The organism is Providencia sp. (assembly GCF_052096715.1).
GTDB lineage: Bacteria > Pseudomonadota > Gammaproteobacteria > Enterobacterales > Enterobacteriaceae > Providencia.
On the sequence record NZ_JBQDNB010000015.1, the window covers coordinates 40,928 to 60,744 of the forward strand.

Genomic DNA, 19,817 nt, shown 5'->3' on the forward strand with positions numbered 1-19,817 from the left:
CTAATAACTATAGCCACGCTATTTTTAATCTATATTGATAGAAAAAACTTTACTATATGTGCTTTAGTTTTTTTAGTTAGATATCCTAATATTATAATCTTTTGAAAAATAAGTATAAAAATAGATATCATACAAACTAATGTAATCAAAAAATTATTAACTTCACTAACTGAAGAATGGACATTACGCACGATAGCAAATAAAATTTAATTTAAGCTTTGGTTGAATATCATAAAAATTTAACTTTATTTAACATTAACTGAAAAACAATTACAGCCACAATGAAAACGAACAACTATAGGAAGCTTAGCTTTTTTTCCGCGCCTTTTACAAATCGAGTTTTCAATTTCAACAGCACGTTTTATTTCATTAATTTCAAGTCGTGATAATCGTTTATTCTTACCTGTTTCACTGCGAACTATTTCACCACCGAGTTTAGCACCTGACATAACAACCTCTTTTTAATGAAAAAATCAAAAATAGCGCCAAATAGCGCTATTGATCTGTTTAGTTATTTAATCGCTTAGCTTAACACTGCGTGAGCTTCGATTTCAATTAACCACTCAGGTAAAGATAGCCCCGTAACAATAATCCATGATGACGCAGGTGGCGTTGCATTAAATTTTTCTTTTAAGGCTTTCGCAATATCGAGCTGTTCATCATGAGTATCAAACCCTTGTTTAATATAGATCCTCAGCATCGAGACATGAGATAAATCACCGCCGGCTTCTTTGATAACATGTTCAATATTGACTAACGATTGTACTGTTTGCTCATACATACCACCAGCCACAGTTTCTTGATTTGCATTAACGCCCACCTGCCCCGAAAGAAATAACTGGCGAGTACCTGTTGTCTCAATTGCCTGACTAAAACCATATTGTAAAGAATCAAAAACAGAAGAAGGATTAATTGATTTTTTATGCATTTTCTCTCATCTACCAAAAGCTGTGAACGACTTTCTATTATAGATTAAAGAACTATATAAAGCCGAAACGATACAGTAAATCATCTAAAATAGATTGATTACAAAAAACTTACACATTTTGCGAAAAGAGGCTAAAAAAATAGCCTCCACATTGACTGATGTGAGGCTATTTAAACCATTAATTCTGTATTGTAATTAAATAAGTGGCGGAATTGCTGGTAAAATCGGGACTTCAATAACAGTTGGTCCTTTACGACTAAAAGCATCTTTACAAGCTTGTTTTACCTGTTCAATCGTTTCTGCTTTTATCGCAGCACAACCATAACCCTTGCCTAATGCCACAATATCTAAGTTTGGGATATCTAACCCCGGCACTCCCGGTGTTTCTTCTAATACCGCAAATGATTTTAAAATCGCATATTCACTATTTCGCGGTATCACAAACACAATCGGCAAATTATGTTGAGCGGCACTCCATAAACCTTGAATTGAATATTGCATCGAGCCATCACCAATAATTGCCATCACAGGACGATTGCGACCGCTATCTCTTTCTGCTAATGCAAGCCCAACACTCGCGGGTAAGTTCCAACCTAATGAACCACTTGCAAAAGTATAAAATGAATCCGGTGATTCAATGGGCCATTCGCGATGTAATTCACCAAGATTAGAAGGTGACTCTTCAACCAAGATGGTTTCTTTCGGTGAAACAGCTCTAAGTGCACGAAATAATTGTGAGGCGCTCAGTGGAGTATCATTTGCCAGCGTCTCTGGAGCTGCCGGATGAGGCGCCATCCCATGTGATTGTTTAACAACTGTTTTCGCTGCTGTAGCTCTTGCTGTCACCAGATGAGTTAATCCTTCGATTGCGAGAACTGCATCACTTAATAAACTATCACCAACAGGCGATCGCCCTGCTTCAATCGGGTCGTCAGTAATATGTAATAAACGCAGGCCATCAGGAATATATTCCCCCCCTACATAAGGGTAATACCTAAAAACAGGTGCACCAATAATTATTGCTAAATCATGCCCTTGTAATTTTTCAGATAAAGGTGCAATCGCAAATGGAAGACCGCCTGCATAAAGAGGATGAGTTTCCGGAAAAGGTGGACGCTCTGACGCAGGGGCTGACCAAACTGGAATATTTAATTTTTCAGCCAGTTTAATTCCTGCATCCCAGCCTTGCCCTCTCGCAATTGCCGAACCATAAATCAGTACCGGATTTTTTGCAGCCGAGAGCGCGTCAGCAAATTCATGCAATCGCAGAGGATCGTAACCAATGCGTTCAGAAACTGAACGCACAACGGCATTATTGTCTACAGCAGGTTTGTCCCAATCATCAAGTGGAATGGATAAAAATACTGGCCCGGCCGGCGGCTGTAATGCCATAGCATAAGCACGCATAAAAGCAGCGGGAACATCTTCCGCGCGAACGGGTTGATAACTCCATTTAACCCAAGGCTTTGGTAGCACTTCTGGCTCAATATTCGTTAGCCAAGGTTCCATAAGTAGCATTTCACGAGTTTGATTACCGGCAGTAATAATTAATGGAGTACGATTCATGTATGCGGTTAAAATATTACTCATTGCATTACTTAAACCAGCAGAGGTGTGAACGTTGACCATCGCCACTTTACGCATACCTTGAGCATAACCATCTGCCGCCGCAACCGCCGAAGACTCGTGTAGCGTTTGTATATATTGGAAATCACTCGGAAAATCTTTTAAAAATGTTTCTTCTGTTGAACCAGGGTTACCAAAAACAGTTGTAATATCGAGTTTACGTAATAAATCAAATGTCACTTGGCGAATTGTTTTTTTCATTTAAAACATTCCATAAAAGAATAACGAAATGACCAATAATGATTGTCTATATTAGACTTAAAAATAAATATCACTCAAATAAAACAATCAATATTAGAATATATTTGTTTTTAATTTTATATTACATCAAAAAATGTAATAACTTACTTTTAAAATCAACTGTACTAGTATACCTATTCATTGAAAAGAGCTCTATATAAAAATAAGTGATATCGCTAGCTAGATGAAACGATAGTGCTATATTTTCAATATAATTCAGTGCTCATTCACATTTAACACTACTTTTATTTTATATATTTAATCATAAAAAATTTTCTGAATTCCATCTACAAGCACTCTCTATAATTTGGTATTACTTTTCAATACCAATATTTCTTTAGAACTAGACATAGTATGTGATAATGATTTGGTTTTTAACGAATTTTTATCAATCGCTATATCATCACTAAGAGAGCTCATTTTAATTACGCCATTGTCATTAGTTAATACCACAATCGCATTCGCGACTCTAACCTCATTTTTACTAATCAGTGTTGATGATTTATTATAGTCAAAAGAAATGACATTTTTTTGACTATTAACATTTTCACCATGCCCACAAAAGGTCATTATTGAATACTCAAAGTTTTCATGAAGATAATCAGTAAGAACTTGATTATTAATTTGACCATCAGTTTTAGTCGATGATCCTGTCATTTTTTTATGACTATCAATTATCGACTTTGAACCATCTATTTCAGTTTCCCATTCTGATTTATTATTTCCTGGTTGCCCGCTATGTAGTGCATAAAAATGTTCATCTTTTATACCAAATACCATAGTACAACCTGAAAGCTCTCCGCTATGAATGAGTAGAGGCTGTTCTGGTTTAAGTTGTGATAAATTAAATCTGAAACCTACGGTTCCACAGTTACCATTATCCAATTGTATGCACTTAAGATTATCACTAAATTCTTGTTTATTATAATAATTACCTATTGGAGTTCCTAATATAATCTCGGCCGATTGAATATTTTTCCCACTATAGGCTTCAAGTCCATAAGCAATATCTAAGATATTGTTAGTAAGCTGTTCACTTTCTTTATCAAACCTAACATAATCGCATTCAATTGGTAATTTACTATCCACCACCTTAGTCGATATAATACCTTTTCCAATCAATGGGCTAACATCGCCTTTCATTACTTGAGCTTTATCTTTTAACAATTCACTCTTTTCACTAAGAGTAGTCTCGGTTTTAACACCATTAAATCTTGTTGTATTAGCGAAGTTAATTCTAGCATTCGCTCCTGAATCCGATATCACAACAGATTTATTAACAAGCTCTCTTAGGTTACTACGAGCCACCTTATTAAGGTTAGCATTAACAGAGCTCCGATAATTTTTTTTACTTATGCCTGAAGTTGAACGACTCAATTTACTAATTCCAAGACTAAAATTACTTTGATTACTGCTATTTTTTTTTCGAACACAATAATTAGTATTATTTTTAGTTGATAACGAATTGTTTTTTATCTCATTTATGTTTTTTAAAAACAACGAATTACCATTTTTCTTATACGTAACCAAATTAATATTAGTGCTCTTAATGTTATACAAACCAATCTTATTAAATATACTCATTATGCTTCATCTTGATAATTCATAGCCTGTATGAATATTAAATCATCAAATAAACTAGCCACTATCAAAAAACGATTAATATGTGAAAATTATCGATAAATTCTTGCAAATATTAAAACTACCAAACCACTCGTAATAAACTTAAAAACACTTTCAGTACAAAGAATTACATTTTTTATATCACATTAACTTCAATTTCCCCTAATTAACATTTGGTTTATAAAATTGAATTACAAATAAAGTACTCAACATAATAAACACCCTTGATACCGCGGCTTATATTGAGGTGATTACCGATAAATACGATTCGGCAAAGCTAATGGACAAAATTCGTGAATTTAGTACTTATTTGTATTCATCCCAGCGTTAATAAAAGAGCATAGCATCAACCCAATGCTCTTTTTCAATTTATTGATTATTTTGTTATTTTCGATAATCGTTCTGCAAATTTAATGCCATTTTTGCAAGCAACAATATCCGCCATAATAGCCAGCGCAATTTCAGATGGTGTTTTACTGCCTATTGGAATGCCAATAGGCGCATGTATCCGGTCAAGTTCACTTATCGACATTCCACCAACCGCTATTAGTCGTTCACGACGGCGATCACTCGTACGCTGTGACCCCATCGCACCGATATAAAATGCTGGGGTATTCACCGCTTCCATTAATGTCAGATCATCGATACGTGGATCATGGGTTAATGACACAATGGCGGTATTCACTGAACAGCTATTTTCTTCTAAGAAACGTGCAGGAAATAGTGAACTCATTTCAACCAAAGGGGAAATTTGCCCTGCAAAACGAGAAAGCTCATCGTTTCGGTGCTCACAAATAATCACCTCAAATCCCAGTGTCAGTGCGAAATCAGCACAGTACAAGCCAACATTAGAGATACCCGCAATGATAAGTCGAGGAGGAGCTGCAATATAAAGTTGAATTGAGTCATTTTGTCGCTCAATTTTTGTGGGATGTTGAGCATCAATCACTTGACTGATTTCCCCACACCGCGGCAAGGTAATTTTTTTAATAATCGCCGTATAGCCCTCAAGTGCTTTTTGTAACTCAAGAAGATAATTGAGAGAAACTGCATTATTTGGCAGGTATTCAATCAAAACATCTAAACTACCATCACAAGGTAAATTCACTTTAGCGTCTACTCCTCCTTGGCCGTAGCGAACCACTTGGCTTTCTTTGAGGTATTCACCTGTTTGTATTCGTTGAATGAAATCCTCTTCAATACATCCCCCAGAAAGCGATCCCGAATACAGGCCGTCACCTTTTGCGACAAGAAGAGAACCCGGACTTCTCGGTGATGAACCATAAGTGCTTAACACGGTACATAGCCAAACGGGTTGTTCTTTAACCCATGTAATGGCTTGCGCTATCACAGAGACATCTTCACGTAACATATTTAAACCTTATTTATTATCAAGCAGAGGATAATCAATATCTTTGACGACACTTTTATCATTTATATTTAATTGATGGGTATAATGATGTTGTAATATTGATTTTGCCCCCTCATCTCCTGATAAATTAATTAATTCTTGCCTATATATTGCAGATATTCCCACAGGGTGTCCCGGTAAACCTTGGTATATAGGCCTCACTAGTGACCATGTTTTTAATTCTTGAGCGACTTGAACAAATAAATCACAACTAATGTAAGGCATGTCTGCTAAATGAATTAGCCATCCATCCCAATCTTGAGTCTTTTTGACGCCTAGCGCAATTGAATCGCCTAGCCCGTCACTATTTAATAATGAATATGGCACATTAAATTGCAAGCAATTGTTTATAACTTCCAGATTATCTGGTCTGGTTATTACATGTACAGGCAATCCGCTCTCGATTGAATTTACCAGTGTTTGTTCAAACACAGTACGCTCTCCCAAAAAGCTATTCAACTTATTTCCATGACCGCCAGCATTTTGAAAACGCTGACTTTTTCCTGCTGCAGTAATTAATATTCCAATTATCATAGTTTACTATTATGCATTAATAGATATTTTGTTTATATTATAGGGGTGCATACTCATCATTATTTAAGCTGCATGGTTGTTGACTGCACTCACCTAGCCGAGTCACATAGTTTATCTATGCCCCCGACTATCATCATTAGTCATCTACATGCACCTCGATTTTTTTGAGTATATATTAAATATTATAATAGTTTTTATTTATTGTTAACCCATTCGAATGATTCGTATTTAGACATTATTTTTTCTGCTACGTTAGATTATTTAAATCGATACTCGTTAGGTTGGTAATAAATTAAAAATAATAAAATAAGTGTAAGGGTATATTATGAGCAAAAGCAATGTCGAATTTACTCGCAGGCATTTTCTTAAGTGTGCTGTTATTGCGGGGATCTCTGTTTATTTAGCCCCTTTGTATAGCCGTGCTTTTGATGTGTTATTTGAAGAGAAAATTCTTCAATCCCCAGACTGGGACCCTGTCGATAAACGCATCAAATTTCGTATCGACGGTTATGCCAAAGTCCAAGGCGAAAAAGTATTTGCGCGCGATATTCGAGCTCGCGACATTCCACACTGGCCAAAACAACAAGGCCATGCATTCTTACTTCGCGTAACCCAAGCCGACAAAATTTATACTGATTTTGATCTCAGTTTACTAAATGATGGTTTGATGCCTGACAGAGTAGTCACAGCCACAGACCTCGAAAAAGACGGTGTCGCCTTCCCTGAATTTTATGGTGATGATTTACTGCTTCCTGCGGGAAAAACACCCGCTTACCTTGGTCAAGCGGTAGCATTACTTATTTATCATGATTTTGCTAAATTTCGTTTCGCTAAAGAAACACTTAAATTTCGTGATGATGTCATTCAATATGGAGCACAAACTGGCCCATTACAGCGCGACCCATGGGGAAGCTATCGCGGTGTACGTATTGGAGATGAAGACCCATATTCACCTGATATATATTCCAGCCTAAAAGATATGCCAATTTCCCCCATTGGTATGAAAAAGCATCTACCCGTATGGCCTGAAGGTCGAGAAGGAGGAAAACTCGATGAAGAAGGCATGTATCATGCAGATCAACTCGCTAAACAGCTTGAAAACCCGCCTGAAGATTGGTTGATCATAAAACGTAATTATTTCTCACAATCTATTGATACAGCAGCGCTTGAGCCCGACAATGCAAATGGCTGGTATGATGCACAAACTCAATCATTCCATCTTGTTGTCCCGACTCAATCACCACAAGAAATTTCAGCGTCTTTACCTGAAATGTTAGCAAAATCGCATTTTCCAATTAAACGCATTTTTTTACACCCTTGCTTTACTGTCGGTTATGGCTCAAAAGACCATACGCCATTTCCTTACTATGGCGCTATGGCGACCCTATATGGTGATGGCGTCCCTATCCGATTGGCTAACGACCGCTATGAACAATTTCAGTCCACCATCAAACGTCATGCGTTTGATATGGACTACACCCTCGCAGTCAATAAGAAAACCCATAAAATTGAAGCTCTTTGCGCCTCATTTGTTGGAGATGGCGGCGGGCGCTGTAACTTTACCCCCTCGGTTGTCATGGTGGGCGCAACGGGCGCACAAGCCATTTATTACATTCCGAGAAGTGACTTATCTGCGGTCGGTATTGCTTCCAGAGCCGTTGATGCAGGATCTGCTCGTGGTTATGGCACATTACAAGCCATGGCTGCCACGGATATGTTGATGGAAGAAGCGGCTAAACTACTGAAAGCCGATCCGATTGAATTTCGACTAAAAAACATTATCAAGTCAGGGATGAAAAATACGCAAGGGGCTATCCCTGGCGGTGCAATTCGTGCTGATGAGGTACTCATTCGCTGCGCAGATCATCCAATATGGAAAGATAAAACCACACGAAAATCAGACTATGAAGCGAAACACCCGGGTAAACTATTTGGCACAGGCATTTCCTGTGTTCAAAAGGATTTTGGTACAGGTGCGGAATCTTCATTTGCTCGCGTAGAATTAACGCCAGAAGGTAAAATTGCCATTTATCATAGTGGTGCAGAAATCGGCACTGGGATGTCAACATCTCAGTCGGTTGTATGTGCCAAATGGCTAGGAAAACCAGCAGAAGAAGCGCATTTTTCCGTGGTTGACTGGTCAGTTTTACCTATGGTTTCTAGCGGTAACCCGTTTGCCATGTCCCAAGACGAACAAGACCGTTTAGCGCAAGATCCACTTTGGACACCAAATTATTGTTCTCCGGCAAGTGCCAGTAACTCCGCTTATTATTTCACTCAAAGTACAGAAGAAGCGGCACGTTTAGTCTTTGAGTATGGCCTATGGCCTGCGGCTATGTCGATTTGGCAAGAAGGTATTGGTGGAGGACAAGCAGCACCGTTAGTTGTTCGTCGTGAAGATGCTCGCTGGGTCGATAACGGATTGACAGCTGATGGACTTGAAGTTCTCCCACTTTCTCGCCTCATTGAGCGCACCTTTCAAATGGGTGGATTAACCGGCGCAGTTTGTCACGTATTTAACCGCTGGCAATGGGCGGAGTCTGATTATCAAATTAACGATGAGCTACGCCGTTTACCTATTGATGGTCTCTCATTACGTTTTGCAGGCAAAGAATATCAAGTCTGGAAGCGAGAGAAAGCCTATTACCCCGACACCCAACGCAATAATGCAGGGGTGACTTACTACAGTGCGGTGGCAACCGTATCAGAATTAGCTATCGATACTGCAACGGGAAAAGTTGAGCTCATCGACCACCATAGTGTCGTCGAATGCGGCAACTTAATTGTACCTCAACTCGTTTCAGGACAAATTCAAGGAGGACTAGCAATGGGAATTGGCCATGCACTCCATGAATATTTACCTCTCTATGAAGATGGCCCCGGCAATGGAACATGGAACTTTAACCGTTACCATCTGCCATTAGCCAGTGATGTGGCGGTTTGGAAACAGACCAGCGAAGTGTTACCCGGCTTATCCGAAACCGACCCGCCGAAAGGCGTTGCGGAAGTTGTGATGATCCCCGTGGTTTCATCTATCGTAAATGCCATTGCTGACGCAACTGGACATCATTTCTTGCACCTACCCGTGCGTCCTGAAGACATCTTAGAGGTAATCCAATGAGCTTAAATTTTCTGCCACTCACTTTAAATATTAACGGTCAACAATATGGGCCAATGGATGTTCCTGAAGGCTTAATGATGATCGATTTCTTACACGAATATGTCGACTTGACGGGTTCACGATTGGGCTGTGGGCAAGGTATTTGCCACGCTTGTGTCGTTATCTTAGATAACCCATCAGGTACTAGTGAAGAGATCCGCACCTGTATCACAGGCGCACATTTCTTTAACAATAAAAAAATTCGTACCATCGAAGGTGCTGTAACCAAAGAAAAGGATGGGGAAGTTAAGTTATCCCCTGTTCAGCAAGCGTTTATCGAACATTTTAGTTTTCAATGTGGCTATTGCACCCCCGGTTTTGTGAACGCCGCCACCGTATTTGTTGAGGAATTACAACGTAATCCTATTGCTCAAGAAGATCTGGAAGATGCCATTAAAAAGGCGCTGAACAACCACATTTGCCGCTGTACGGGCTACGTTCGCTATTATGAGGCCGTTCGTGATGTTGTTCTTAGTATGCCGGGTTTGATTAAGGAGGCCATAAAATGATCAAACGTATTTTATTATGGCTAATCGCGATAGCTATTGTAGTTTGGGCGGTACTCTATTGGTTTGAAAGTCGCACTCCCGATGGCCCTGTGCAAAAAGTCACCGCCTCCGCCCAAGAAATCGAACGTGGTCACTACTTAACATTAGCAGGAGACTGCGCAGCCTGTCATACCGCTGCCAATGGGGCGCCAATGGCAGGAGGCTATCCCGTCGATACGCCATTTGGTGTAATCTACAGTAGCAATATTACCCCATCCGCTGACTTTGGTATTGGTCGTTGGACAAAAGAAGATTTCCATCGTGCTTTAACAGAAGGTATTTCTCCACCAAGTCGTCACTTATACCCTGCAATGCCTTATACCTCTTATAAAGGCGTCACGCGTGAAGATTCAGATGCCATGTATAGCTATCTGATGAGCCGAAAAGCGATTGATATTGCGCCTCCTGAAAACTCACTACCTTTCCCGTTTAATCAACGAATGGCAATGATTGGTTGGAACTTACTGTTTTTCAGTGATAAGCCGCTACCTGATAGTTCTCAGGGTAGCTCAGCTGAGTGGATTAGAGGGAAATATTTAGTCAATGTCTTAGAGCATTGTGCTGAATGCCATACACCTCGTGGCATCATGGGGGAAATGGAGCTAGATAAGTTCATGAAAGGTGGCTCATTAGGCCGTTTTACTGCGCCTGATATTACACCAGAAGCTCTTGCTGCAAGAGGATGGACAACCGACGATTTACATCAGTTCTTCATGACGGGTATCACGGCTCAAGGCTCTGCCTATAGCGATATGCACCCTGTGATTTATCTCAGTTCGCAACATTTAACCAGTGATGACAATAAAGCCATCGCCACTTATTTGATGGGTGATACGCCACCTGCAACACTACCTGCTAAATTAGGGTCTGGCAGTGAACAAGGTCGCCAAGTTTACCTTGAATCCTGTTCCGGTTGCCACGCATATGATGGCAGTGGTAAGCCGCATGTGGCTGTCGCAATGAAAGGAAATTCAACGTTACGAGATACTGACAGTACTAACCTGATCAATGTTATTTTAGATGGTTTACCTGAACAGCAATTCCCTAATAATGAAAGTATGCAAAGCATGCCGGGCTTTGCAGGAAAACTTGATGATAAACAAATTGCAGAGTTAGTTAATTTCTTACGTGTTGAATGGGGAGGACAGCCTGCGGATGTGACTCCTGAAAAAATTAAAACACATCGGCAGTAAGTATTGTTAAAAGCGAATAAGGCTTATTGGTTTACTCATAAGCCTTATTTTTTTGATGAACGATATTTTTTCTTAAACCAAAAGAGCAATAACAAAATAAAAATAATCGCTATCATCGCCCATAGAAAATATGAATGAATAGGCAGTCTGAGCACTATAGAGCTAACAAAATAGCCAATTGAGACAATACCGCAGCCCCATATCGCACCACCAAAAATATTTAGCACTAAAAATTTCAACGGATTCACTTTGCTTGCGCCAATAATAATTGGGCCGATAGTTCTCATACCATAAGCAAAACGAATACCGATAATAATCACATTTTCCCGTTGGCGAATAAGTTGCTGCACTCGGGCAATTTTATTTTGATGACGCTTAAAGCGGGGTAAAATACGACTTCCTGAAAATCGGCCAACGAGAAAAAGCACATTGTCGCTCACAATACCGCCGAGCGCGGCAAAAAGCATCGTCCATGAATACGATAACAATTGATTATGCGCCGCTATCCCAGATAAAAATGCCGCCGTCTCACCCTCAATCATTGTGCCGAAGAAGACGGCCCAATAACCATAATCTGTTATCCAACGTGTTAGCTCATCAGTCATTCAGTCATATTTCCTATCAAATTTATTTTTAGCCATTATTTTAATCATCATTTTTCGACTAAATGTCAGTTAAATTCACCCATAAATTTATTTATACATGATAAATAACAATCATTCCGTCTATTCTTTCACTTATTAGCATAATAATATTTCAACTCAATTAGTTTTTTCGATTACCTTTATTCAATTAAAGAAGGTTTATTTAAAATTATTCACTATCTTGCATAAATGACTTTATCATTAACAATATACACATATTATCTGTGGTATATTTTCATCTATAAAAATAGATAAACACGGTCATCTGAGCAATTCGAATAAGAGCATTCAATTTAGTTGAAATATACTTTCAATTAAAACCATAAAAGCTTCATTTTCTATCGCTATCTATTACAAATATAAGTCCAAAAATAATAAATTCTGGGAGTACAAAATGTCGGGACAAATTTCTAGACGAAATCTCATCAAACTAGGCACAATCGCAGGTATTGCGGTCATGGTTGGCCGACTCCCCTTCGCAATCGCCTTGGAAGTAGATTCAGATGCACCATCGACGGGATGGATAGGTCAAGATGGTAAAGCACGTTTCCGCTGGGATGGTATCGAAAAAGTTACAGGACAAAAAAACTTTGCTCGAGATTACCGAGCAAAAGATATTCCAGGCTGGCCTCAAAAACAAAGCTACGCTTTTATGTTAAAAGCCACACAAGCAGATAGAAGCTTTGAAGGAATTGATATTTCAATGTTAGGGCCAAACTTACAGCCCGATCGTATTGTTCTACAAGAAGATCTCATTCGCGATGGACTGAATATTCCCCAAGATACCAGTATGGGAAAAGGCTTTTATGGCTATAATATTTTAGTCCCCAAAGGTGATACATCACCGATCATTGGCCATCCTGTCGCCATCCTTATTTATCATGACTTTGATCGTTATAGTGCAGCTCAACGCATGTTACGTTTTAATACCGATGTGGTGAAATACGGCGCGGTCACGGGCATCAAGCCACTCGCCAATTATGGCGCAGCACGTTATGTGCGTATCGGAGGAGAAACACCACTCTCGCCTTCTATATTTTCACCCTATCAAGACTCGGGTATCAAAGGCGGATTCGATGGCAATACACCCGTTTGGCCGCCTTATGACCCTAAACATGCCATTACCGTTCCCCCCGTCATCCGCAAAGACCGTGGCGGTGGCTTTATTCAAGCACTACACCAAGCCGAAGATAAGCCAGATGCCCAAGAGAAGGGAATGGATTACGCACGACAAATTAATCAAGAAATTGAAGCGGCACGCCAAAATCCAGATAAATTTGTATTAGAGCGTCATGGTTTTTCACAATCTATCGACCCCTGCGCGATGGAACCTGATAACAGTAATACTTGGTATGATGCCAAAACCAAAACATTGCATATTTTGACAGCAACGCAGTCGCCTGCTGGGGTTGTTAATGCAGCGGCCGAACTTTCAAAACGCAATAAGCACTTTCCAGTTGAAAATATTATCTTATTAACCGGTTCAACCGTCGGTTATGGCTCCAAAGATTATTCGGTGTTTCCATTCTATGCAATGGTGGCAAGTTTCTACGCTGACGGTCTGCCCGTTCGTATGGCAAACGATCGTTATGAACAATTTCAAATGGGTATGAAACGTCACTCAATTGAAATGGATGTAACCATCATCGGCGATCGAAAGACAGGTAAGTTTGATATATTAAGAGGAACTTACAATTGTAATGGTGGTGGTCGTGAAAACCTTTCCGTTGCGGTTTCGCACGTTGCAGTACGTGGCGCACAATCCATATATTACTTCCCTAAATCTGATTTGACTGCATTAGCCATGGCGACACCCGCCGTAGAAGCAGGCTCAATGCGCGGATTTGGTTCATTGCAATCAATGGCAATTACAGAATTGATGGTGGATGAAATCGCGCATAACCTCAATATCGACCCTATCGAGCTACGCCGTCGAAATGCGATTTTAGAAGGTTATCCGAATACACAAGGCGGTGTTATTGCTGGTGACCCTCGCAATGTAGAAATGCTAAATTTAGTAGAAAAACATCCTCTTTGGCTTAATCGAGATAAAAAGAAAGCTGAATATGATGCTGCAAATCCTGGCAAACTCTATGGTGTTGGTTTTGCTCAAGTCCAACAAGTTTACGGTTCCAGTGGTGTACCAACCATCCTTTCCCTTGAATTCGATGCGCAAGGGCAACTCACTATGCGCCACTGTATGCAAGAAATCGGTACCGGTGGTACAACTGCGCAGCAAGTAATGGTTTGGCAAGCACTGAGTAAGGCGCCAGATGTTGTTGAATTTGGGGTTACTGAATTTGACCAACTGCCATTAAAAACCAGTTGGGCCAATCAGAAAAAACAAGATGAATTAGCAAAAAATGATCCTTATTGGACACCAGCACTCATCCCTGACATGAGCTCATCAAGTGGCGTTTATTATATCGGTTTCGGTACGCGCCAAGCTGGTCGCTTTTTACTTGAAAACTCGCTATGGCCAGCCGCAAAAAGTATCTGGAGTGAAGGCTTAGGTGGCGGGTCATTTAATGGTTTAAATGTTGAGTTTTCGGATATCCGCGTAGGACCTGATGGTATCGGAGGTGGTGGTATGAAGCCAATTCCCTTCAATATATTAGCCAAAAGAGCGCATCAATTAGGTCTCATCACGGGTGTTGCCGTGCATGGCTATTCAAGCTGGCAATGGGCACGAGCAGACTTTGACATTCCAACACTCGGTTTACGTAATCTTCCGCTGGATGCGTTATCTGTTCGATATGGTGATGGCGCGCCTCAAGAGTTGAAAAAACTCATGACAACGGGTGGATATCATTTCATTAAGCGTGAAATTGCTTATTACCCGCCAACACAGCGCGCTAAAGCAGACCCAACAACTGTGACCCCTGCGTCTTGTTTGGTCGAGCTCAACGTGAATACACTTACCGGTGAAGTCGACGTTATGCGACATCATATGATTATGGACCCCGGTACTATGATTGTGCCTGAATTAGTTTCTGGACAAATTCAAGGGGGAACTGCGATGGGTATTGGCCACGCGCTACTTGAAGAGCTACCGTTATATGAAAACGGCCCCGGTGATGGCACATGGAATTTTAATCGTTATGTTGTTCCACGCGCAAAAGATGTCGCTGTCTGGCAGCAAACCATTGATTACTTACCACCACTTTCAGAAACCTCACCACCAAAAGGTATGGCTGAACTTGGGATGATCCCAATATTGCCCGCCACCAGTAATGCATTAACCCATGCAACCGGTAAGCGTTTTTATGAATTCCCAATTACAGTAGAAAAAATCCAAAAGGCACTATCATGAAGATTAAAAATGCCGTTCCTATTATTGAAAAAATGCCATTAAGCTTAACAATCAATGGCAAAAAAATCGGCCCTATTGATGTTCCTGTTGGCATGCCGATGATTGAATTTTTACATGAATATCTTGACTTGACGGGAACTCACTTTGGTTGTGGGCAAGGTATTTGTCACGCCTGCACAGTGATGGAAGTACAAGCGGACGGCACCACTGTTGAAAGTCGTACCTGCATTTTTGGTGCTCACTATTTCAATAATAAAAATATTGTCACTATCGAAGGACAAGCCAAACTTGATGATCAGGGGAAAGTGGCAGAACTTACACCTATTCAGCAGGCTTTCATCGAGAATTTTTCTTTCCAATGTGGTTACTGTGCCCCCGGTTTTGTTACTGGTGCAACGGTCTTTCTTAACCAACTCAAACACACCCCTGTAAAACGCGAAAATCTAGAACATGCGATAGAAGAAGCCCTAAATGAGCATATTTGTCGTTGTACTGGTTACGTTCGCTACTATGAAGCGGTACGAAAAGTCGCACTCGCTACGCCCGGCTGCGTGATTGACTAAGGGGAACAGAAAATGGTGAGAAATCGTTTAACACGTAAAATCATTTACGCCGTCATAATACTCGGCATTTTATTTATGTTCTCGGTTTTGTTTGGTGTTTTTCGTACCTCTAGCATTGGACCGAACTTAGATAAACCGTTAACGTCGGAAGAAATTGCAAAACTGATCCCTCGCGGTAAAGAGCTTGCTATTGCAGGGGACTGTTTTGGTTGCCATTCCTTACCCGAGGGACCACTAGCAGCAGGGGGGCGCGCCATTGGTACCCCATTCGGTGTTATTTACTCAACCAATATTACCCCCGATAAACAATTTGGGATCGGTAATTATACTCGTGCAGATTTTCATCGCGCGCTTAAGGATGGGATAGGTAAAGAGAGAGGCAACCTCTACCCTGCAATGCCTTTTGTTTTCACTCAAATGACAACATCAGAAGACTTAGATGCTTTGTATGCCTACGTCATGACCTTACCTGCCATGCCTATTGCGAATAAAGAAAACACCGGTGTTTTTGTGCTTCCTGTTCGCCCATTTATGAATTTTTGGACCTTACTTAATTTCCCTGACCATAAAGCGCCGGATAACCCACAACGTTCTGCACAGTGGAACCGTGGTGCTTATATTGTTGAAGGCCTTGCCCATTGTGGTGCATGCCATTCCCCACGTAACTTTATGATGGGTGTAGATTTTTCACGCTCACTACAAGGGGGAGAAGAAGCGGGCTTAGCTATTCCAAATATTACCGCACAAGCACTTTTAAACCATGGCTATGATACCGCCTCGCTCAGTCAGTTTTTACAAACAGGCATTTCGCCGCAAGGCTCTTCATTTGCGGACATGAATACAGTAACCCACTTTTCCACCAGCCAAATGGCCACTGAAGATGTCAATGCTGTGGCTATCTATTTGTTAACTGGAGAAGATGGCCAATTACTTGGTGCAAAACCGGCACCGCAGCCGCTGCCAGAAGCGCAAACTCAACAATCAACGAGTACAATCGAACCTACTAGTACAATTGAAAATACTATGGAAACAGGTCGGATGATGTATATGTCAACTTGTGCAGGTTGTCATGGCATTACAGGTGAAGGTGTACCTAACGGCATCCCTGCGCTAAAAGGCAATGCAATATTAGCAATAGATAACCCTGAAACCTTTATTAACGTAGTGTTAACGGGTATTCCGACAACAACGTTTCCAAATGGCCAACGTATGTATGCTATGCCAAGTTTTGCCGATGATTTAAACTCACAAGAAATAGCAGATTTAATCACATGGGCACGTGCTCAATGGGGAGGACAAGCGACTCCTGTCACCGCAGATCAAGTTGATAAACTAAAAAAAGCATCACAATAAAAATATAGCGCCTCTTTAAGATAATTAAAGAGGCGTTGTTTTAGCTAGCTCAACGTTGAACAAATCGCCCAATAATTGAGTGAATAAGCGGATAAGCATTAGGGAACTTTTAAATAATCATAGATTGGAATAAATTATCGTCTACTCCCAAAATCTCTATCTCCAACCTCTCCACTAATCATCCGAGTTAATTCCTCACAGCGAATAATTCGCCCTAATGATAAAGTGAAACAAGCAAATACTTCAAACTCACTCTGTTCACCTCCACATTTCTCAACAGCCACACAGTGGTGCGTAAAAACGGTATTATTTTCAGCAACAATTGACTTAATTTCCACATTCATACGCTTTGTTTGTGATTTAAGTACAGCCATATGCATTAAAAAACCATCATAGTTCAATGAGTTACCATCAACTACTTGTTGGTAATCAGGCGAAAAATATTGAGAGATTTTATTTTCGTCATGCTCAGGACTACTGACAATAATGTTTAATGCATCAATAACTATCTGATTTAAACTTTTCATTTATTTCTCCGTTCTTAAAACATAAATTATAAATGAAAGCCTAGATGGTATATTATCCGTATCAAGACAATATATACGGTCAATCAGCCATTATGATGCAAACAAAAGCATTTGAGTATGAAAGTCAGCATTCAACCCCTTGGCATAAACATGAGCTAGGCCAACTATATTGGCTCAGTCAGGGCATTTTTGTCATTGAAACCGAATGTGCACAATGGACAGTGACACCAGGATCGATAGGTTGGTTTCCTGCTGGCTTGGATCACAGGGCATGGGTTCCTCGGAAAGTCAAAGGTAATAGCCTTTACATTAAGCCATCCGACTGTATTCAATATCCTTCTCAAGCCGGTATTTATGGCGGAAATTCTTTTATTTTAGCTATGTTAGAGCGAGTGTTGCGAAATAATCATGTATCTTCAAAAGATTACCAAAACAGTCTTTTAAAACTGTTAGGTTATGAAATTTCTCAATGTGCTGAATTACCACTTCAATTAACACTTCCCTTAGATCGCCGAGCACGCAATGTAGCCAATGAATTACTGAGAAATCCCGCATGTATACTCGATCAAAGCCAATTAGCCAACCAATGGGGAATTAGCGTCCGTAATCTTAGTCGCTTGTTTAGCCAACAAACAGGCCTTAGTTTTAGTCAGTGGCGACAACAAGCCAAAGTAGTCGCATCTCTTCAGTGGGTACTTGCAGGATTACCAATCAGTGAAGTTGCATCACTCAGCGGTTATAGTAACGTCAGCGCTTATATTGAAGTATTTCGGCAACGCTTTGGAAAGACACCAGGTCAATTCAAAGAGGATTAATATTTTAATAGCTTAATTGTTCATTTTTTGGATAAATAATTTAGCAGTTTGTATGCGGTGGGATAATTGATAAATAAAACCAAACGTTCCAAAAAAATTTAAAACGGCAACCCAATTACGTAATAAAAAATTAACATTAAAACACTATGCCATGGAACTGATCACAGAATAGACTAATCAATTAGTGTATTTTTTGAAATATTAATTTCATAAATTGAGGTTTTAAAAATGGACCAATTGGCAGAACGATACCGTTTAAGTAAAGCTATTGCGAAAGAAGCAGGAAAGTTAGCTGTTGATTTCTATCATAATAGAAAAAAGCTTAACATCGAAAAGAAAAAAGGAGATGGACAAGACCTTGTTACTATTGCAGATAAAACAACAGAAGAGTTTATCCGTAAACAAATTAATCACTATTACCCTCAAGATACAATTTTTGGTGAAGAATCAGGACTCACCGTAGGTCAGTCTAAATCAACATGGGTTATTGACCCAATAGATGGTACAAGCGCATTTATTTTTGGGCTACCTTCTTGGTGCATATCTATCGCATTGATAGATGAGCAACAAAATACTCAAATTGCCGTTATCTACGATCCCATTCATGATGAATTGTTTCATGCCCTTCGAGGCCATGGTGCTTATCTCAATGAAGACAAAATTTTTGTGAATCAAGTGAATTCACTCAATGAAGGATTGCTCGGTGTTGGCATTTCAACCCGACTTTCTCCAGATAAAATTATCCCATTTTTAGATAATTTATTACATGCGGGTGGAATGTTTGTTCGCAATGGCTCTGCCGCCTTAATGCTAGCCTACGTGGCTGCGGGAAAATTAATCGGTTATTACGAGCCACATTTAAATTCGTGGGATTGCCTTGCCGGGCTACTACTGATCCAAGAAGCAGGTGGTGTCACCAACAACTTTAAAAGTGATCCTAATTTTCTGCTAAATGGAAACTATGTACTTACTTCAAGCAGCGAGATTTACGATACATTAGCCTCTTTTCTTATGAAATAACCCCAACCTAATCTACCGCTATTAGGCGGTAGATTAACTCCCCTTTTAAGCATCACAAACTAAGTTTTCTTAGCACTCATTTCTAATTTTGAGAGCTAGAGCTCACTCTTATTAATAAGAATTTATTTTCTATATCTAATTGATATACACCATCAATAAAACCCGTGTAAGTAGTATTACTACGATAGAAAACCCACCAATAAAATCGATAAAAAAATCATAATTCAATGATATATAATAAATTATTGAAAATTCACGTTGTAATTTTTCCTTGTAATCATCAATGTTAACAATATGTGAAAACGCTCACGGAATATAT

General features: G+C 39.8%; 16 protein-coding genes. 8 read left to right on the forward strand and 8 right to left on the reverse strand.

Going from position 1 to position 19,817, the window contains the following annotated elements:
* Nucleotides 1-245: 245 nt before the first annotated feature.
* The 6 genes from ACTH6U_RS12745 to ACTH6U_RS12770 all read right to left on the reverse strand — a co-directional run bounded on the left by ACTH6U_RS12745 (nucleotide 246) and on the right by ACTH6U_RS12770 (nucleotide 6,362).
* Complete coding sequence (locus tag ACTH6U_RS12745; RefSeq protein WP_441832333.1) at nucleotides 246-449, reverse strand: hypothetical protein; 204 nt, start codon at nucleotides 447-449, stop codon at nucleotides 246-248.
* 74 nt (nucleotides 450-523) lie between these two features.
* Nucleotides 524-928 carry a RidA family protein gene (locus ACTH6U_RS12750; RefSeq protein ID WP_294109908.1) on the reverse strand — a complete coding sequence of 135 codons (405 nt, stop codon included), beginning with the start codon at nucleotides 926-928 and terminating at the stop codon, nucleotides 524-526.
* A 195-nt stretch (nucleotides 929-1,123) separates the two neighbouring features.
* Entirely contained in the window at nucleotides 1,124-2,755 is a 1,632-nt protein-coding gene (gene mdlC / locus ACTH6U_RS12755) for a benzoylformate decarboxylase (RefSeq protein WP_434720153.1), read from the reverse strand.
* 339 nt (nucleotides 2,756-3,094) lie between these two features.
* On the reverse strand, nucleotides 3,095-4,378 hold the full coding sequence (locus ACTH6U_RS12760) for a cytotoxic necrotizing factor Rho-activating domain-containing protein (RefSeq protein ID WP_441832334.1): 1,284 nt from the start codon (nucleotides 4,376-4,378) through the stop codon (nucleotides 3,095-3,097).
* 415 nt (nucleotides 4,379-4,793) lie between these two features.
* The gene (locus ACTH6U_RS12765) at nucleotides 4,794-5,789 is read right to left on the reverse strand and encodes an XdhC family protein (protein WP_294109901.1); all 996 of its coding nucleotides are present in this window, start codon (nucleotides 5,787-5,789) and stop codon (nucleotides 4,794-4,796) included.
* A gap of 9 nt (nucleotides 5,790-5,798) precedes the next feature.
* The gene (locus tag ACTH6U_RS12770; protein ID WP_441832335.1) at nucleotides 5,799-6,362 is read right to left on the reverse strand and encodes a nucleotidyltransferase family protein; all 564 of its coding nucleotides are present in this window, start codon (nucleotides 6,360-6,362) and stop codon (nucleotides 5,799-5,801) included.
* A gap of 325 nt (nucleotides 6,363-6,687) precedes the next feature.
* Here ACTH6U_RS12770 and ACTH6U_RS12775 point away from each other — a divergent pair, with 325 nt between their 5' ends.
* From ACTH6U_RS12775 to ACTH6U_RS12785, 3 genes are read left to right on the forward strand one after another with little or no spacing between them, the layout of a single operon-like run.
* Nucleotides 6,688-9,483, forward strand: coding sequence for a xanthine dehydrogenase family protein molybdopterin-binding subunit (locus ACTH6U_RS12775; RefSeq protein WP_441832336.1), 2,796 nt, complete (start codon nucleotides 6,688-6,690; stop codon nucleotides 9,481-9,483).
* The gene (locus tag ACTH6U_RS12780; protein WP_441832337.1) at nucleotides 9,480-10,031 is read left to right on the forward strand and encodes a (2Fe-2S)-binding protein; all 552 of its coding nucleotides are present in this window, start codon (nucleotides 9,480-9,482) and stop codon (nucleotides 10,029-10,031) included. Before ACTH6U_RS12775 ends, ACTH6U_RS12780 begins: the two co-directional genes overlap by 4 nt.
* Nucleotides 10,028-11,263, forward strand: coding sequence for a cytochrome c (locus ACTH6U_RS12785; protein WP_441832338.1), 1,236 nt, complete (start codon nucleotides 10,028-10,030; stop codon nucleotides 11,261-11,263). The genes ACTH6U_RS12780 and ACTH6U_RS12785 overlap by 4 nt, the downstream gene beginning before the upstream one ends.
* Before the next feature lie 44 nt (nucleotides 11,264-11,307).
* Here ACTH6U_RS12785 and ACTH6U_RS12790 read toward each other — a convergent pair whose 3' ends face one another.
* Nucleotides 11,308-11,868: a DedA family protein gene (locus ACTH6U_RS12790; RefSeq protein ID WP_441832339.1), complete on the reverse strand. Its 561-nt coding sequence runs from the start codon at nucleotides 11,866-11,868 to the stop codon at nucleotides 11,308-11,310.
* A gap of 433 nt (nucleotides 11,869-12,301) precedes the next feature.
* Here ACTH6U_RS12790 and ACTH6U_RS12795 point away from each other — a divergent pair, with 433 nt between their 5' ends.
* From ACTH6U_RS12795 to ACTH6U_RS12805, 3 genes are read left to right on the forward strand one after another with little or no spacing between them, the layout of a single operon-like run.
* On the forward strand, nucleotides 12,302-15,220 hold the full coding sequence (locus ACTH6U_RS12795) for a xanthine dehydrogenase family protein molybdopterin-binding subunit (protein ID WP_336431001.1): 2,919 nt from the start codon (nucleotides 12,302-12,304) through the stop codon (nucleotides 15,218-15,220).
* The gene (locus tag ACTH6U_RS12800; RefSeq protein ID WP_294109887.1) at nucleotides 15,217-15,783 is read left to right on the forward strand and encodes a (2Fe-2S)-binding protein; all 567 of its coding nucleotides are present in this window, start codon (nucleotides 15,217-15,219) and stop codon (nucleotides 15,781-15,783) included. The genes ACTH6U_RS12795 and ACTH6U_RS12800 overlap by 4 nt, the downstream gene beginning before the upstream one ends.
* Nucleotides 15,784-15,795: 12 nt before the next feature.
* A complete protein-coding gene (locus tag ACTH6U_RS12805) occupies nucleotides 15,796-17,136 on the forward strand; it encodes a cytochrome c (RefSeq protein ID WP_441832340.1) in 1,341 nt (446 codons plus the stop codon).
* A gap of 134 nt (nucleotides 17,137-17,270) precedes the next feature.
* Here the strand turns inward: ACTH6U_RS12805 and ACTH6U_RS12810 are convergent, their stop codons facing one another.
* Nucleotides 17,271-17,663 (reverse strand): nuclear transport factor 2 family protein, encoded by a 393-nt coding sequence (locus ACTH6U_RS12810; protein WP_441832341.1) that lies wholly within the window; start codon nucleotides 17,661-17,663, stop codon nucleotides 17,271-17,273.
* A 44-nt stretch (nucleotides 17,664-17,707) separates the two neighbouring features.
* Here ACTH6U_RS12810 and ACTH6U_RS12815 point away from each other — a divergent pair, with 44 nt between their 5' ends.
* Nucleotides 17,708-18,478, forward strand: a complete 771-nt coding sequence (locus ACTH6U_RS12815; RefSeq protein ID WP_441832342.1) for an AraC family transcriptional regulator — start codon at nucleotides 17,708-17,710, stop codon at nucleotides 18,476-18,478.
* Between the two features lie 228 nt (nucleotides 18,479-18,706).
* Nucleotides 18,707-19,498 (forward strand): inositol monophosphatase family protein, encoded by a 792-nt coding sequence (locus ACTH6U_RS12820; protein WP_294109879.1) that lies wholly within the window; start codon nucleotides 18,707-18,709, stop codon nucleotides 19,496-19,498.
* The last annotated feature ends 319 nt before the right edge of the window (nucleotides 19,499-19,817 follow it).

Coding starts and splice junctions, on each gene's coding strand:
- mdlC (WP_434720153.1), bottom strand. CDS start 2,755: ATGAAAAAAACAATTCGCCAAGTGACATTTGATTTATTACGTAAACTC.
- ACTH6U_RS12800 (WP_294109887.1), top strand. CDS start 15,217: ATGAAGATTAAAAATGCCGTTCCTATTATTGAAAAAATGCCATTAAGC.
- ACTH6U_RS12810 (WP_441832341.1), bottom strand. CDS start 17,663: ATGAAAAGTTTAAATCAGATAGTTATTGATGCATTAAACATTATTGTC.
- ACTH6U_RS12820 (WP_294109879.1), top strand. CDS start 18,707: ATGGACCAATTGGCAGAACGATACCGTTTAAGTAAAGCTATTGCGAAA.
- ACTH6U_RS12770 (WP_441832335.1), bottom strand. CDS start 6,362: ATGATAATTGGAATATTAATTACTGCAGCAGGAAAAAGTCAGCGTTTT.
- ACTH6U_RS12805 (WP_441832340.1), top strand. CDS start 15,796: ATGGTGAGAAATCGTTTAACACGTAAAATCATTTACGCCGTCATAATA.
- ACTH6U_RS12815 (WP_441832342.1), top strand. CDS start 17,708: ATGGTATATTATCCGTATCAAGACAATATATACGGTCAATCAGCCATT.
- ACTH6U_RS12785 (WP_441832338.1), top strand. CDS start 10,028: ATGATCAAACGTATTTTATTATGGCTAATCGCGATAGCTATTGTAGTT.
- ACTH6U_RS12745 (WP_441832333.1), bottom strand. CDS start 449: ATGTCAGGTGCTAAACTCGGTGGTGAAATAGTTCGCAGTGAAACAGGT.
- ACTH6U_RS12750 (WP_294109908.1), bottom strand. CDS start 928: ATGCATAAAAAATCAATTAATCCTTCTTCTGTTTTTGATTCTTTACAA.
- ACTH6U_RS12765 (WP_294109901.1), bottom strand. CDS start 5,789: ATGTTACGTGAAGATGTCTCTGTGATAGCGCAAGCCATTACATGGGTT.
- ACTH6U_RS12760 (WP_441832334.1), bottom strand. CDS start 4,378: ATGAGTATATTTAATAAGATTGGTTTGTATAACATTAAGAGCACTAAT.
- ACTH6U_RS12795 (WP_336431001.1), top strand. CDS start 12,302: ATGTCGGGACAAATTTCTAGACGAAATCTCATCAAACTAGGCACAATC.
- ACTH6U_RS12780 (WP_441832337.1), top strand. CDS start 9,480: ATGAGCTTAAATTTTCTGCCACTCACTTTAAATATTAACGGTCAACAA.
- ACTH6U_RS12775 (WP_441832336.1), top strand. CDS start 6,688: ATGAGCAAAAGCAATGTCGAATTTACTCGCAGGCATTTTCTTAAGTGT.
- ACTH6U_RS12790 (WP_441832339.1), bottom strand. CDS start 11,868: ATGACTGATGAGCTAACACGTTGGATAACAGATTATGGTTATTGGGCC.